This is a genomic window from Acinetobacter sp. YH01020 (assembly GCF_013420275.1).
In the GTDB taxonomy this organism is placed as follows: domain Bacteria; phylum Pseudomonadota; class Gammaproteobacteria; order Pseudomonadales; family Moraxellaceae; genus Acinetobacter; species Acinetobacter amyesii.
Genome location: NZ_VOYN01000033.1, coordinates 1 through 15083, shown reverse-complemented (window position 1 = coordinate 15083; position 15083 = coordinate 1). Strand labels below are relative to the sequence as shown.

At 40.9% G+C, this 15083-nt stretch carries 16 protein-coding genes; 14 read left to right on the top strand and 2 right to left on the bottom strand.

Annotated features, from left to right (window positions below):
* Positions 1–45: 45 nt before the first annotated feature.
* The 13 genes from FTT85_RS12385 to FTT85_RS12325 all read left to right on the top strand — a co-directional run bounded on the left by FTT85_RS12385 (position 46) and on the right by FTT85_RS12325 (position 12955).
* Positions 46–1119, top strand: coding sequence for an NAD(P)H-dependent glycerol-3-phosphate dehydrogenase (locus FTT85_RS12385; RefSeq protein ID WP_180183654.1), 1074 nt, complete (start codon positions 46–48; stop codon positions 1117–1119).
* A 79-nt stretch (positions 1120–1198) separates the two neighbouring features.
* On the top strand, positions 1199–1654 hold the full coding sequence (locus FTT85_RS12380) for a histidine phosphatase family protein (RefSeq protein ID WP_078193626.1): 456 nt from the start codon (positions 1199–1201) through the stop codon (positions 1652–1654).
* Between the two features lie 27 nt (positions 1655–1681).
* Complete coding sequence (gspL, locus tag FTT85_RS12375; RefSeq protein ID WP_180183653.1) at positions 1682–2821, top strand: type II secretion system protein GspL; 1140 nt, start codon at positions 1682–1684, stop codon at positions 2819–2821.
* Positions 2821–3300: a type II secretion system protein GspM gene (gene gspM / locus FTT85_RS12370; protein ID WP_168378926.1), complete on the top strand. Its 480-nt coding sequence runs from the start codon at positions 2821–2823 to the stop codon at positions 3298–3300. Before gspL ends, gspM begins: the two co-directional genes overlap by 1 nt.
* 90 nt (positions 3301–3390) lie before the next feature.
* Entirely contained in the window at positions 3391–4392 is a 1002-nt protein-coding gene (locus FTT85_RS12365; protein ID WP_180003012.1) for a quinone-dependent dihydroorotate dehydrogenase, read from the top strand.
* A gap of 5 nt (positions 4393–4397) precedes the next feature.
* Positions 4398–4985, top strand: coding sequence for a CvpA family protein (locus FTT85_RS12360; RefSeq protein WP_078188866.1), 588 nt, complete (start codon positions 4398–4400; stop codon positions 4983–4985).
* 24 nt (positions 4986–5009) lie between these two features.
* Positions 5010–6548: an amidophosphoribosyltransferase gene (gene purF, locus FTT85_RS12355; protein WP_180183652.1), complete on the top strand. Its 1539-nt coding sequence runs from the start codon at positions 5010–5012 to the stop codon at positions 6546–6548.
* 91 nt (positions 6549–6639) lie between these two features.
* Positions 6640–8529 carry a M48 family metalloprotease gene (locus FTT85_RS12350; RefSeq protein ID WP_180183651.1) on the top strand — a complete coding sequence of 630 codons (1890 nt, stop codon included), beginning with the start codon at positions 6640–6642 and terminating at the stop codon, positions 8527–8529.
* A 174-nt stretch (positions 8530–8703) separates the two neighbouring features.
* Positions 8704–9351, top strand: coding sequence for a hypothetical protein (locus FTT85_RS12345; protein ID WP_180088601.1), 648 nt, complete (start codon positions 8704–8706; stop codon positions 9349–9351).
* Between the two features lie 20 nt (positions 9352–9371).
* On the top strand, positions 9372–10343 hold the full coding sequence (locus FTT85_RS12340) for a D-glycerate dehydrogenase (protein WP_180034723.1): 972 nt from the start codon (positions 9372–9374) through the stop codon (positions 10341–10343).
* Between the two features lie 85 nt (positions 10344–10428).
* Positions 10429–11868 (top strand): M48 family metalloprotease, encoded by a 1440-nt coding sequence (locus FTT85_RS12335; RefSeq protein WP_180183650.1) that lies wholly within the window; start codon positions 10429–10431, stop codon positions 11866–11868.
* A gap of 122 nt (positions 11869–11990) precedes the next feature.
* Complete coding sequence (locus FTT85_RS12330) at positions 11991–12350, top strand: hypothetical protein (protein ID WP_180183649.1); 360 nt, start codon at positions 11991–11993, stop codon at positions 12348–12350.
* 47 nt (positions 12351–12397) lie between these two features.
* Complete coding sequence (locus FTT85_RS12325; protein ID WP_180116624.1) at positions 12398–12955, top strand: GNAT family N-acetyltransferase; 558 nt, start codon at positions 12398–12400, stop codon at positions 12953–12955.
* A 112-nt stretch (positions 12956–13067) separates the two neighbouring features.
* Here the strand turns inward: FTT85_RS12325 and FTT85_RS12320 are convergent, their stop codons facing one another.
* A complete protein-coding gene (locus FTT85_RS12320) occupies positions 13068–13514 on the bottom strand; it encodes a GatB/YqeY domain-containing protein (protein WP_078193617.1) in 447 nt (148 codons plus the stop codon).
* A 39-nt stretch (positions 13515–13553) separates the two neighbouring features.
* A complete protein-coding gene (rpsU, locus tag FTT85_RS12315; RefSeq protein WP_001136722.1) occupies positions 13554–13769 on the bottom strand; it encodes a 30S ribosomal protein S21 in 216 nt (71 codons plus the stop codon).
* Between the two features lie 146 nt (positions 13770–13915).
* Between rpsU and tsaD the strand changes: the two genes are divergently transcribed.
* Positions 13916–14932 (top strand): tRNA (adenosine(37)-N6)-threonylcarbamoyltransferase complex transferase subunit TsaD, encoded by a 1017-nt coding sequence (gene tsaD, locus FTT85_RS12310; protein WP_180183648.1) that lies wholly within the window; start codon positions 13916–13918, stop codon positions 14930–14932.
* Positions 14933–15083: the final 151 nt, after the last annotated feature.

Here is a 15083-nt window from a genome sequence, read left to right as displayed (position 1 = left end):
CGATTGAACAAGATCGATCAGTAAAGAAATTAGGATAAAAGAACAATGTCAGAACTTGATTTTGCAAGTCTTGTTAGCCCTGTGTCAGTTGACCAAAAAACTGCACTACGTGTTACGGTGTTGGGTGGTGGGAGTTTTGGTACTGCGATGGCCAATACCGCAGTACGTAATGGCTGTGACACCATGATATGGATTCGTGATGAGGCGGTAGCTGCGGACATTAATGCAACACATATTAATAAACGTTACTTGCCAGATTTTCAATTAGAAGCAAGTTTGCTTGCTGTTTCAGATTTAGAACAAGCAGTATGTAATCGTGACATTATTTTGGTGGCCATTCCGAGCCATTCTTTCCGTAGTGTTTTACAGCAGATCAAGCCTTTTATCACGTCACAAGCAGTGGTGTCTTTAACCAAAGGTATTGAAGCCAATACCTTTAGCTTTATGAGCGATATTATTCGTGAAGAACTTCCTGAAGTCCCTTATGGTGTGCTTTCAGGGCCAAACTTGGCGAAGGAAATTGTTGCAGGACAACCAGCAGGAACAGTGATCGCAAGCCAATCTGAGCTGGTTCGTTATGCAGTTCAACAAGCGCTACACAGTGCGTTGTTCCGTGTATTTGCAAGTGATGATGTGCATGGCGTGGAATTGGGCGGTGCCCTGAAAAATATCTATGCAGTCGCGATGGGTCTAGCTGCAGCTTATGGCGTCGGTGAAAATACCAAGAGTATGATTTTGACACGTGCTTTGGCAGAAATGAGCCGCTTTGCAGTGAAATTAGGCGCAAACCCATTAACATTCCTAGGTTTATCTGGTGTCGGTGACTTATTTGCAACTTGTAGTAGTCCGCTCAGCCGTAATTACCAAGTCGGCTTTGCACTCGGTAGTGGTAAAAGCTTAGAACAAGCCACCAAAGAACTTGGGCAAACTGCGGAAGGGATTAATACTATTGTGCAAGTACGCGCACGCTCTGAGGAGTTGGGTGTGTATATGCCAATTACCAGTGCCTTGTACGAAGTGATTTTTGAAGGTGCGCCGGCACTGAATATCGCATTGTCACTGATGAAAAATGGCCATCGCAGTGATGTTGAATTTGTCTTACCACATCAGCAAGTTTAAGTTTACTGATTAATATGCAATACACATAGCTTTGTCATACTGGCTGTATATAATGTGCGGAATAGAATAAGGAAATTTTATGCAACTGACATTGGTTAGGCATGGCGAAGCTGCTCCGCCTGTGATGGGGAATGATGAAAAGCGGCCTTTAACAGCGCGCGGACAAACTCAAGCGGCAGAAACTGCAGCATATTTGAAAGATATAATTCAACCAGACGTTTTTGTGGTGAGTCCGCTACTGCGGGCGCAGCAAACACTTTCATCTTTGCAAAAACATTTTCCACATGTGCCTGTGGTTATTTGTAATGCCATCAAACCGGAAGATGATGCCAAAGTTGCAGTGGAATGGTTGTCACATTTACCGTATGAGTCTATTGTGGTGGTGTGCCATATGAACGTTGTGGCACATATGGCCAGTGTTTTGGTCTCAGAATATTTTAATCCCTATGCTTTGGCAGAAGCGCGCATTTATGAACAAGCGGTCATTGCTCCAGGGTTATCAACACAAATTAAAACGTTTATACCATCAACATAAAAACCAATTAAAACGGCAGAAAAATTAATGTTGTATTTATGGATGCCCGAAGCCAATGGGGTTTGGCAATGGTCAGAAGGGGATTTCTGGAAGCAGTCATCGACACTTGAACAATTGATTCAGGAAATTCAGCCATATGCGGGAAAGGAAGCGGTTGTTTTCTTTCCAAGTCGTGATGTACAAATCATTCAGCAAAATTTTCCAAAAAACCAATATAAAAAACTTGGCCCAGACGGCGTAAAATATTTACTTGAGGAATATGTCATTTTGCCTTTGGATGCAATGAAAGTATTGCATCATTTTCAAAGTCCAGATGAATTAACGGTCATGGGGGTTGCGCATAGTGCAGTCGAAACGATGCAGCATGCTTTGACACTAATCCCTGTGAAAGTCATTTCGTTATTACCTGACTTTTTGGTCTTGCCAAGTCCAGAAGCAGGGCAACATGTTTTGGCAAATGTCAGTGGTCATTTATTGGTCCGAAATAGTGAATATGTCGGTCAGTCTGTTGATGATTTGGCATTGTACTTAGATTATCAAATTGGTCAGCCGAACTATAAGATTTCAAATCTAAGTTCAGATCAGACGCATAGTCTTGAAGCCGCTGTAACGCATGATCACATTGAATCTTTTCATTATGAATTACCCAATATAAAAAAACCGAAACAACATCCACTCAATGTTTTGCCGAAAGCCAAAGCCAATACGGGTGTGAGTGGTTATTGGAAAGCATGTGCAGCAGTTTTGGTTGCGGCTTTAATTACACAGTTTAGCTATGATGCAGTTCGTTGGTATCAATACAAAAAAGTGGCAAATATCACTGCGTCACAAGCGATTGATCAGTTTAAATATTGGTTTGGTCAAAGCTATCCTGTGACTGAACAAACGCTGAAAAGCCAGTTCGAATCACAATTGCGTCAGAGTCAATCGGGCAATGCACAGGCTTTGTCTTTACTGAGCCGTGTCGGGCCAGTTTTAATGCAAAACCAAATTTCTGCAAATCGTGTGAGCTATGAAGCCTCGATGCTGAATATGGAGTTAAAAGCTAATTCGGCAGAAGTACTACAAACCCTAACTGATCAATTAAAACAACAAGGTTTTAAAGTCGAATTAGGGAATATTCAACCAAGTGCCAACGGCGCGATTGGATTGGTGAAAATACAATAATGATAAAAATGGAAAACCTACAGCAACGTATAGATGGGCAAATTGAGCGCATCACTGATTATTTAGACCAACTTTCTACTCGTGAACGAGTCATGGTGATCTTTACCACAATTTTTGTTGTAGTGGCAGCGATTGGTTCGGCACTGTTTTATATGAACAAAGCTGCAAATTTTCAACAAAAGCGCGTGAATGAACTCAAAGATACTGTTGTTTGGATGCAAAGTAATGCCGTCACGATGAAACCAGCAGGTGATACACAACTGAGCGCGTTGGAAAAAGTTCAGCGTGTATCGCAACAACAGGGCTTGTCAGTAGCATCTCAACAAGTCGGTGAGCAAATACAGATTGCAGTGATGCATGAAAATTATGCAATTCTGGCCAATTTTTTGACTCAATTGGTTCAAATGGGCTTAAGTATTGAAAAGATGGAGTTAAGTTCTGAAGCGGGACAGGTCAAATTAACAGCGAGTGTACAATAATCGGTAAAAATAAAGATCTGCTAAGCATGGTGTTTTATTTGTGCTGTGCCTATAATATGCCGACTTAAAAAGCAGTAGACTTTTATAGATATGTTGTATTCTCTAGCCCGCCCTTTGTTGTTTACTTTAGCACCAGAGCGTGCACATGAGCTGACATTATCGCTGTTGAAATCTTCTCACAAGATGGGAATGATGCGTCAAAACGTGGCGTCTAAACCAGTGACATGTATGGGAATCGAATTTCCGAATCCAGTTGGTTTAGCAGCCGGTCTTGATAAAAACGGTGCTTATATCGATGCGCTGGCGAGCCAGGGCTTCGGCTTTATTGAAATTGGTACAATTACACCACTTCCACAATCAGGTAACCCTGAACCGCGTTTATTTCGTTTACCGAAAGCAAAAGCCATTATTAACCGTATGGGCTTTAATAATGATGGCGTGGATCAGCTGATCGAAAATGTCAAAGCTGCAAAATTTAAGGGTGTACTTGGGATCAATATCGGTAAAAATGCAGTCACACCTGTTGAAAAAGCAGTTGACGATTATCTGATTTGTCTAGAAAAAGTTTATAACTACGCTTCTTATATTACGGTTAATATTTCATCTCCTAACACAAAAAATCTTCGCAGCTTACAAAGCGGTGATGCTTTGACTGAACTGTTAGAGACACTCAAGAAACGTCAACTCGAGTTGGCGGATGAAAATCAACATTATGTACCCTTAGTACTTAAAGTTGCACCAGATCTAGAACCTGAAGACATTAATTTTATTGCACAACAATTGTTAAAATTTAAAATTGATGGTCTGATTGTTACCAATACGACTTTGTCACGTGAAGGTGTTGAAGGCCTTCCATATGGTGATGAAGCTGGTGGTCTATCTGGCGCGCCAGTCTTTGAGAAAAGTACGGCATGTTTGGCGGCTTTTGCTAAAGTATTAAACGGTCAAATTCCATTGATCGGTGTGGGTGGTATTTTGTCGGGCGCGGATGCTGTTGCGAAACAAAAAGCAGGAGCAAGCCTTGTACAAGTGTATAGTGGTCTCATATATACAGGTCCGACACTTGTAAAAGACTGCGTAGACGCATTGTAAATATCATGAATACCATTGATATCTTTATACTGATTATTTTGCTCATTGGAGGGCTTAACGGTTTGCGTCAAGGATTTGTAAAAGCCTTTGCGAACTTCATTGGATGGATTCTTGCACTTGTCATTGCGGCAAAGTATGCAACCGTCCTTGCACCTTCGATGACATCTTTAAGTACAGATCCAGTGGTACAGAAGATTGCCGCGTTCGCATTTATTGTATTGTTGATTGTAGTCATGACTTGGGTCGCGACATGGTTATTGAACAGTATTTTGAAAACATTAAAGCTTGGTCCTCTAAATCGACTGGCAGGTGGTGTTTTCGGAAGCTTAAAAGGATTGTTGGTGGTGTTGATCACTATGCAGGGACTAGGTCCTTGGGTGGAAAGTTCACCACATTGGAAACAATCTAAAATGGTTCAGTCATTATTGCCATATGCGCCTTGGGCAACCGAATTGTCCAAAGATGCTGCAAATCAAGCACTTCATCATATTCAGTCTGAAGATGCTCAGAAATCTTCAGACCTACCATCTGAGTCGCAGAACAAGCACGGACGTTCTGGATCGGGTGAGTCAACAAATAATCCTTTTTATTAACCCTAGCTTGTCTGCGAGGTTGCTATGTGTGGAGTAGTTGGTATAGCTGGTAAATCACCTGTTAACCAAATGTTGTTTGATGCGTTAACGATGTTACAACATCGTGGACAGGATGCAGCCGGGATCGTAACTTGTCAGGATGGTCGTTTATTCCTGCGTAAAGATACGGGTATGGTGCGTGATGTGTTCCACACACGTCATATGCGTGCATTACAGGGTAATTATGGTATTGGCCATGTTCGTTACCCAACTGCTGGTTCTTCAAGCAGTGCTGAAGCTCAGCCATTCTATGTAAACTCACCTTATGGCATCACGCTTGCACATAATGGTAACTTAACTAATGCTGCTGAAATTCATGATGACTTGTTCAAGACTGACTTACGTCATATGAACACCGATTCAGACTCAGAAGTATTATTAAACGTATTTGCTCACGAATTGCAAAAACGCGCAAAACTTACACCAAGCGCTGAAGATGTATTCCACGTGGTTTCACGTGTGCATGAACGTTGCAAAGGTGGTTATGCGGTTGTTGCTATGATCACAGGTCAAGGCCTTGTGGGTTTTCGTGATCCAAATGGTATTCGTCCACTCATTTACGGTTCTCGTGAAACTGAAAATGGTATGGAATATATCATTGCTTCAGAGTCTGTTGCGATTACAGCACTTGGCTTTAAGGTTGAGCGTGATATTGCACCGGGCGAAGCAATCTATATTAGCTCGACGGGCGAAATGCATACTAAGCAATGTGCAGCAGCACCTGAATATCGTCCATGTATCTTTGAGTATGTTTACTTTGCTCGTCCAGATGCAACCATTGACGGTATTTCAGTTTACAAAGCACGTTTGAAAATGGGCGAAAAACTTGCTCAGAAAATTCTACGTGAATGGGGTGATGAGCACGATATCGATGTCGTGATCCCAATTCCTGATACTTCACGTACTTCTGCGCTCGAGCTTGCAAATACCTTAGGTGTGAAATTCCGTGAAGGCTTCATGAAGAACCGTTATATCGGTCGTACCTTCATTATGCCGGGTCAGCAACTTCGTAAGAAATCTGTGCGTCAAAAGCTCAACCCAGTAGAGCTAGAGTTCCAAGGCAAAAACGTACTATTGGTCGATGACTCGATTGTTCGTGGTACGACTTGTAATGAAATCATTCAAATGGCGCGTGATGCAGGTGCGAAAAAAGTATTCTTTGCGTCTGCTGCACCGATGGTGAAATATCCAAACGTGTACGGTATCGATATGCCAGCCAAATCTGAACTGATTGCGTCAGAACGTAGCGTTGAAGAAATCCGTGAAATCATTGGTGCTGATCGCCTGATTTTCCAAGACTTGGAAGATTTGAAATCTGCAGTACGCACCAAGAAAGTCCCTGAGTTGCAAGACTTTGATTGCTCGGTATTTGATGGTAAATATGTGGCAGGCGGTATTGATGCTGAATATTTGGCAGCATTAGAGCGTAAGCGTAATGACTCAGCAAAAAATGAAAAGCCAGCTTATATCGATGTTAACATTGATGCAGCTTCTGTGGATTTAACAGGTGTTCGCGAAGAATAATCTGCTGAAAACACACTGAAAAAGCGGGAATTTCCCGCTTTTTTCATTTATGATGAGCAAACAAAAGACAATGTAGCTTAAGGGTATTACATTGAGACGTGTGGGTTATGATTTTATAAAAAACAAAAATATGTTTTGGCCTGTCACCATGTGTATGGCGGCAGTGTTTTTGACCGTCGCAATTATTAATGTAATTGTCGGTTTAATTGTGGGTTATTATGATTCCACTCAGTCTATCTATTGGCATGTGCTTAGCCCATTTTTAGTGGCTGCTGTGCTGCTGATTATGTTGGTTTCAGTTCTCTATGATTTTTACACCTTTCGCTTAGGCGGCTATTCACTTGCAAAACAGTTAGGTGCGCGACGTCTGAGTCTCATTGAAAGTATTCCTGAAGAAAGTGTTGCACTGCGTATGACGGAGCAACTGGCAGATACCTTTCTAATCGATACTCCTGCACTTTATGTCTTACCTGATGAAGTGGGTGTGAATGCGCTCACCGCTGGTTTTAGCCCTCGAGATACATCGATCATTTTAACCTGGGGTGCCTTACAAACCCTAGATGAGATGGAAATGTATGGTTTGCTGAGCCATGAATTTAATAAGATCTTGTCGGGGGAAGCTGCTGAAAATACCCGTTTGAAAATCTTATATAGCGGTTTGACGACCTTTAGTCAGTGGGGCAGTAAAATTGCAAAACGTGGTTTCTATAAAAATGGACAAGCACGGGACAATAAGTTTGAAACGCTCTTTGTAGCGATTGGCGCAGTTATTTGGTTGATCGGTAGTTTAGGTGTTTTGATTTCCCGCTTTATTAAATATATCTCTTTGGGTTCTCGAACCTATCGTAATGACCAGAAAACTAAACGTCTGATTCAAAATGATGCCAATATTCAAACCTTATTAAGGATTTATGTGCATCATTCAGGTTCGCAAATTCACAGTGAATATGCAGAATCGATTTCTCATATGTGTTTTGCAAACTCACTCAGTCCGCAAAACTGGATGAATATTCACCCAAGTATTGAACAGCGCATTTTTGAATTAAATCCGGCGCTCATTCATGACCTGCAACTAGAAAATTTAAAAAAACTGCGAAACCAACCGCTATTTTATTTGTTCCGTTCACTAGAAGAAGCCAGTCCAGATGTTGCAACTCCATGGAACTCGCCACAACCATTACCTTTACTGCGCTTGTCACCGATCAGTTTTGCGATACGAGATGCAATTAAACCGTTGAACCCCGAGATTCGTGAAAATTGGCAGCGGCCTGAATTGATCCAACGTGCCTTGCAAACTGCAACCGGTTCGCGTGAGGTGATGGTTGCGATTTTAATGATTCGTCAGTATCGAGAATTTATTCCGACTGAAGCTGAAGTCAGTCGTGCGATTGTGGATGCCTTATTGAATCTTGATGGTCGTGTGCATATCTCCATTTTTCATGAGGCATGTAAAAATATTGGCACCATGCCTGCGACAATTTCTCGGCAGTTCTTAACCAAGCTGGCCAAGATTATTCAAGAAGATGGTGAAATTGGATTACTCGATGCATTACTACTTGAAACAGTCAAATATGAGTTAAATCTGTTGCCTGCACATACGCCTACGTCTTTAGAAGATGTAAAACCCAGTATTGTGCGTTTGATTGATGCCTTGCTGCATGTGCAACAAATTAACAGTGATAACCAGCTCGAAGTGCGTGAAAAAATCCTCAATCGAATCTTAACGAAAGAAGAACTTGAGTTCTATCGCGATATATCTGATGAGCCAATTGATTTGGCTGAAATCCTAAATGATATTTCTGGGCTGCTGCTGCGTGAGCGGTTAAGCATTCTTGGGGTTGCTGAAATATGTTTATGGAATGATCGAATTATCACGCAAGATGAGTTGGATGTTTTGCAACTATTATATTGGCGTATTGGATTTGAATCAGCTGAGATAGTTGAACTAATGCAAAAGAAAAATAGTTTGATGATCGTATAATTATTTATAGCGGCTTGATTTATGAATAATTTGTTTAATTTTAAGTCAAAATTAGTCTGAGCAAGTCTACAGAATCTTTAAAGAAATATTATGATCTAATTGATTTATAAAAGTTCAGCAAAACAGAGTGAATCCCGTTAGAATATCAAGCCTTGAATAGGTGAAAATGAAAGCATGATTGGGCATCAGCGAAGCATAATGGCTGCAATGGGAATTGATATATGGATTCCTCAGGTAGCACCGTGTCAGCAATTTAGCTCAAATATTTGGCGAGATCAGGCGGCTCCTGAAATAGTCTCTGAAATCCTACTCAAAAATGCGCCTCAGCCAACGCCTGTTCCATCACAGACTGAGCTTAAAAAAAACGTTGATGTTGTTGTAAATCAACCTGTAGAAGCACCAAAAGATGAACCAAAGGTTGTTGAACCTGTTGAAGTTCGTCCAATTGTTCAAATCCCTTCGTTTAACTTAGAAGCCATCTGTTTAATGCACTGTGTCATTGTCATTGATGCCACAGAATTAACGGCAGAGCAGCAAGTTTTGTGGAGCAATATTCAGCGCGCAGTCAGTGCCGATTTCTTTGCTTTACAGTGGCCTTTTGGCTGGGTGAATTTGCAAGATGGTCGTGGTGCAGCATCTTATGTACAGGGCTTTATCGATGCGATGAGCTTGGATAAAAATGTCATTTGTCTAGGCGACATTCCGCATTTAGAGCATGCGAAGGTGTATCCATTGGCATCTTTACAGCAGATGATTGAACAGCCTTTATTAAAAAAACGCCTATGGCAATTTATGCAAAATAAGGCAGGACAAAATACTTAAATTACGTAAATGGAAAATTTATGCAAAAAAAAGTAGTGGTTTTTAGTCAAATAGATCAAGAAATAATCCAACGTTTAGAACAGCAATTTAAAGTTTTCCAAATTAGTCCTAAATTGGGCGATGTGAATCAGCAAATTCTTGAGCATTCAAAAGATGCTGACGCCATGATTGGTGCAGGACGTTTGTTGAATGCCTCAAATTTAGCCCATGCATCACAATTAAAAGTCATCTCAAGTGTAAGTGTCGGTTATGACAACTATGATTTAGCATTTTTAAATCAAAAAAATATTTGGTTGAGCCATACTCCGCATGTATTGACGGAAACTACAGCAGATTTAGCATTTACTTTGTTGATGAGTGCAGCACGTAAAGTGCCTGTATTGGATCAATGGACCAAACAAGGGCAGTGGAAGCGTACAGTGGGTCCTGAGCAATTTGGTATGGATGTCTTTGCTAAAACTATTGGTATTATTGGCTTAGGACATATTGGCGCAGCGATTGGGCGTCGTGCTCGCTACGGCTTTAATATGAATGTACTCTATCATAATCGCCGAGAAAAAATTGAATTGGCTGAATCGTTATCAGCGCAATATTGTGATTTGGATGATTTGTTGCAACGTGCTGACTTTGTGGTCGTTGCAGTGGATTTAAATGCAGAATCGAAAGCTTTAATTGGTGAACGTGAGTTGGCCTTGATGCAATCGCATGCGGTATTGGTCAATATTTCACGCGGTTCAGTGATTGATGAAGCCGCTTTAATCGATGCATTAAGTCGTGGTCAAATTTTTGCAGCAGGCTTAGATGTGTATGAGCAAGAGCCACTTCAAGAATCGCCATTATTTACATTAGCCAATGTCGTGACATTACCCCATGTGGGTTCAGCAACAGCGGCAACTCGTAAACGTATGGCGGAATTGGCTTATCAAAATCTAGTGGATGTTTTGGTACATGAGCGCGCGCCACGCTATGTGGTCAATCCAAAATTTGAATAAACAATCACAACAGTTTTCTCCATAATTCACCAAAATTCAATGCTATATTCGATGAAGTACGAATATGAAATTTAGAGAATAGACCTTGAAAAAGATTTTACTGGCATGTGGTCTCGGGCTTTGTTCGACATTGGCGCAGACGCAGTCCGTAGATTTTAGTTCATCCCCACAATTTTCTGTGCCTGAAATAGGTAGTGGCGTCGGCTTGTTGGATCAACAAAAAGAGCGTGCCATTGGCGAGAAGGTGTATCGTGAGGTGCATCGTCAACTTCCTGTGACTGAAAATCCGTGGATGGAAGATCGTCTTTTATCTGTCTTTACGCATATTTTGAGCCAAACTCAACTCAATCAACCGGTTGGTTTGTTATTAATTAATGATCCACAAATTAATGCTTTTGCTGTACCTGGTGGTTTATTTGCATTAAATGCAGGATTAATTAATTCAGCACGTAACATGGATGAAGTGGCAGGGGTGATGGCGCATGAAATTGCACATGTATCACAACGTCATTACAGTCGTTCACAAGAAGCCTTTAAAGGGCAAGGTTTATTGTCACTAGCCGGTATTTTGGTCGGAGCCTTGGTGGCCTCACAGGCAGATGGTGATGTCGGTGCGGCTGTAATGATGGGTTCACAAGCCGCTTTGATGGATAAACAGCTAACCTATAGCCGCAATCAAGAACGTGAAGCAGACCGCATCGGGATGCAGTATATGTACCGTGCAGGATACAATCCGCAAAGCATGGCTGACTTTTTTGAAGTGATGCATCGCTCTACGAGTCGAGTGAGCTTTCTGCCTGATTTTTGGTTGACACATCCTTTAACCACGGAACGTATGAGCGAGGCGCGCTTACGTGCCAATCAGTTGCCTCAAGTTAAAACCAGTTTGGTTGATCAAGATTTTGAAATTCTGCGTTGGTATAGTCGAGTACTGTCGGGTCAGGCAACCGAATTGCAATTAAATGCGATGGTGGCGCAAAAGAATTATGCAGCTGAGTTGGCTTTGGTGAGCTTGCATATTAAACAAGGTGACTTTAGTGCTGCTCAAAAGTTATTAAATGAAGCAGCAAAACAAAATGCTTCGCATGCACTTTTTACTATTTTTCAGACCGATGTGCTGTTGGGACAAAACAAAGCGGCTGAAGCCGTGAACGCTGTGAAAAGTTCGGCAATCATCATGCCTGAAAATCGTGCATTAAATTATAAATATGCAGAGGCTTTGATTCGAAACAAAGAATATGCGCAAGCACAACTGATTCTACAGCGATTTTTACAAGCAAATCCACGCGACTTGAGTGGTTGGCGACTGATGTTGCAAATGGCTGATGCAGACAAAGATGCAAGCTTCCGTTCTATTAATGTGCTGCGCTATCGAGCTGAAGTAGAGTATTGGGGCGGGGATGAAGAACGCGCGATTAAATCTTTGCTACAGGCGCAGCGCATCGCCAAAGACTCGAAAAGTCTTGCTGCGAAAATCAAGCAACGTGTAGATGAAATGCAAAATGAACGGAAATTAAAAATATAAAGATTTCAAATGTGATGCACTTATCTATGTTGATTATAAAGTGTAAATTGTAGTTTTAGTGGCTTGGATTAATCAGTGTAAACTAGCTGGATGTAAAATGTTTTATGATTAAGAACTTACAAATGAAAAATATGATTTTAGCGGCCTGTCTGTTGGGCTTAGCAACGAATATTGCAGCAGCGAGCGCAGAGCAATATGTGATCGCTGTGAATGATATTAACGAAAAATATAAAACCGATGTACGCCAATTTTTTAGTCAGTTAGACCCGCAGCAACAGGGATTTAAAGCAAACCAGCAAGTGAAATACTGCGGTATTGTTCAGACTTATGTGAATGATCTTTATCGTGCTGCAGACGAAAATCGCGCATTTTTAGATCGTGAGTACCGTAATATGAATAAGCAGGATGTGATTCAGCAGGTGATCGCATCAAAAGAGATGCAATTATTAAAAAAATATAATGTGCAATGTGCCCTAAATTAAAAGCAAATTTATAAGCATTTTAAATCATTACGAGAAACTGAATAAAAATGAAACTCGATGATTTTGATATGCGTCATGGCAGAATTACGCTTCAGTTGATTCAGCGTCACGATGCAAAAGCACTTTATGAGGCGATCTGTCAAAGTATAGAAACCTTACGAATGTTTCCTGCAAGTTTGGCTTGGTCTTTACAAGAACCTAATTTAGATGCTTCATTGGCATTTTGTGATTCGAGAGTGTTGGCTGCGTTAAATCAGGAAAATTTTGTTTATGTGATTCGTGAGCAACAGTCGCATAACTTTTTAGGTGTCATGGATATTCATCAAATCAATTGGTTGGAAAACCAAGCTGCTGTTGGATTTTGGGGAAATGTTGAATTTAAAGGGCAGGGTTTGATGACTGAAGCCTTGCAGTTATTTGTGGATCAATTATTGAATGATCTGGGATTTCAGCAATTAAATGCTTTTGTAGATGCAGAAAACAAGCAAGCACGACGTCTATGTGAACGAGCAAATTTTAGATTGATTGAAATCGAACAAGCTGCAATTCAAAATCCAGTAGATGGAAGTTGGCGAGATATTTGTAAGTATGAAATCGTTAGATGATAAAGAAAAATAAATGATGTATGGATTTGAATTTTTTTTGAATTTGGATAATTTGGCTATTTAAGTCATCAGCGTACTTAAATAGACCAAATCAAACAATATAGATGAAAGATTAAGAGAGTTTCGCTTTAATTTTAGCTGAAACTTGTGCAGGATCGGCACGTCCGGCTATGAGCGGACGTAGAGAGTTCATCACCTTACCCATATCTTTCATGCTAGTAGCTTCTTGCGCAGTAATCGTTTGCGCAATGATGGAATCAAGTTCTTCCTCAGTCATAGCTTCTGGTAGAAATTGAGATAACACCTCAATCTCGGCTTGTTCCTTACTAGCTAAATCATCTCGGTTTGCACCTAAAAAGGCTTTAACCGATTCTTTGCGTTGTTTGATTTGCTTTTCAATGACCGCAAGAACTTGCTTATCATCAAGCTCTATGCGCTCATCGACTTCGATTTGCTTGATTGCTGCCTGAAGACTACGTATTACCGTTAACTTGTCCATTTCTTTAGCACGCATAGCGGCTTTTAAAACTTCAGTTATTTGGTTTTTTAAAGTAGTCATTTATCTTATCCAGGTTAGTCAATCAATCACAAATTAATCTTAGTAAAGGCGAGTAGTACGTACTGATTCGCGAGCCAATTTCTTTTGGTAGCGTTTAACAGCAGCAGCTTTTTTACGTTTACGTTCTTGAGTTGGTTTTTCGTAGAATTCACGTTTACGAACGTCAGCAAGAACACCTGCTTTTTCGCATGAACGTTTGAAACGACGGATAGCTACGTCTACTGGTTCGCCTTCTTTCAATTTAACTTGTGGCATGAAGAATCCTCATTAAGTTATGGATAAGATCTCGGGTCGAATTACCCTTGATCACAAGTGAAGGCCAGTATTTTACTCATTTACATCTCATATCACAAGTCTATAATAGGTTTCGCAATATTTTGAAATGGGCAAAAGGCAGTTTAATGATCGTTTTAGGCTTGGAAACTTCGTGTGATGAAACAGGACTCGCACTCTACGATAGTGAGCAAGGATTACGCGGACAAGTATTGTATAGCCAAATCAAACTGCATGCAGAATATGGTGGTGTGGTACCTGAATTAGCTTCACGTGACCATGTGCGTAAGTTAATTCCTTTAATAAAACAATTGCTTGAAGAAAGTCAGATGGATAAATTTGAAATTGATGCCATTGCATATACTCGCGGGCCGGGCTTGATGGGTGCATTAATGACAGGCGCATTGTTTGGTCGTACGTTGGCATTTGCACTGAATAAACCTGCAATTGGTGTACATCATATGGAAGGTCATATGTTGGCGCCGCTGTTGTCTAAAACTCCACCAGAATTTCCATTTGTGGCACTTTTAGTCTCTGGCGGACATACTCAATTGATGGCTGCTTATGGAATTGGTCAATATGAATTATTGGGTGAGTCGATTGATGATGCAGCAGGTGAGGCATTCGATAAAGTCGCTAAAATGATGGGGCTACCATACCCAGGTGGTCCAAATATTTCGAAATTGGCGATGAATGGCGACATCAATGCCTTTGAATTTCCACGTCCAATGCTACACCAAGGCTTAGATTTTTCATTTAGTGGTTTAAAAACTGCCGTTTCAGTTCAATTGAAAAAAGTTGAAGGTGAAGGTCGTGAGGCAGATATCGCTGCATCTTTCCAAGAAGCGTTGGTTGATACATTGGTGAAAAAATCAGTCAAAGCCTTAAAACAAACCGGTTTAAAACGTTTAGTTATTGCCGGTGGTGTAAGTGCGAACAAACGTTTACGTGAGCGCTTAGAAGCTGACTTGGCAAAAATCCGTGCAAATGTGTTTTATGCAGAACCTGCGCTTTGTACAGATAATGGTGCAATGATTGCGTTTGCTGGTTATCAGCGTTTAAAAGCGGGTCAGCATGATGGTTTGTCTGTTACGACTACACCACGTTGGCCGATGACGGAATTGAGTAATCCAGAGGCGGTTTAATTTGGAAAAAAAGAGGCGTTAAGCCCACTGCTGTCCCACAAAAATCACAAGAGGAATCTCAATTGAGGTTCCTCTTGTTTTATCGCCCTCTTGTCTGGTGAGAATAGCGATTTCAAATACTTCCTTTCGAATAAGTTCACTTGGATAATTC

Excerpts from the sequence above, each read along its gene's own strand:
- FTT85_RS12360 (WP_078188866.1), top strand. The coding sequence starts at position 4,398 with ATGAATACCATTGATATCTTTATACTGATTATTTTGCTCATTGGAGGG.
- tsaD (WP_180183648.1), top strand. The coding sequence starts at position 13,916 with ATGATCGTTTTAGGCTTGGAAACTTCGTGTGATGAAACAGGACTCGCA.
- FTT85_RS12330 (WP_180183649.1), top strand. The coding sequence starts at position 11,991 with ATGAAAAATATGATTTTAGCGGCCTGTCTGTTGGGCTTAGCAACGAAT.
- gspL (WP_180183653.1), top strand. The coding sequence starts at position 1,682 with ATGTTGTATTTATGGATGCCCGAAGCCAATGGGGTTTGGCAATGGTCA.
- FTT85_RS12385 (WP_180183654.1), top strand. The coding sequence starts at position 46 with ATGTCAGAACTTGATTTTGCAAGTCTTGTTAGCCCTGTGTCAGTTGAC.
- FTT85_RS12320 (WP_078193617.1), bottom strand. The coding sequence starts at position 13,514 with ATGACTACTTTAAAAAACCAAATAACTGAAGTTTTAAAAGCCGCTATG.
- FTT85_RS12345 (WP_180088601.1), top strand. The coding sequence starts at position 8,704 with ATGATTGGGCATCAGCGAAGCATAATGGCTGCAATGGGAATTGATATA.
- FTT85_RS12365 (WP_180003012.1), top strand. The coding sequence starts at position 3,391 with ATGTTGTATTCTCTAGCCCGCCCTTTGTTGTTTACTTTAGCACCAGAG.
- FTT85_RS12340 (WP_180034723.1), top strand. The coding sequence starts at position 9,372 with ATGCAAAAAAAAGTAGTGGTTTTTAGTCAAATAGATCAAGAAATAATC.
- gspM (WP_168378926.1), top strand. The coding sequence starts at position 2,821 with ATGATAAAAATGGAAAACCTACAGCAACGTATAGATGGGCAAATTGAG.
- purF (WP_180183652.1), top strand. The coding sequence starts at position 5,010 with ATGTGTGGAGTAGTTGGTATAGCTGGTAAATCACCTGTTAACCAAATG.
- rpsU (WP_001136722.1), bottom strand. The coding sequence starts at position 13,769 with ATGCCACAAGTTAAATTGAAAGAAGGCGAACCAGTAGACGTAGCTATC.
- FTT85_RS12325 (WP_180116624.1), top strand. The coding sequence starts at position 12,398 with ATGAAACTCGATGATTTTGATATGCGTCATGGCAGAATTACGCTTCAG.
- FTT85_RS12380 (WP_078193626.1), top strand. The coding sequence starts at position 1,199 with ATGCAACTGACATTGGTTAGGCATGGCGAAGCTGCTCCGCCTGTGATG.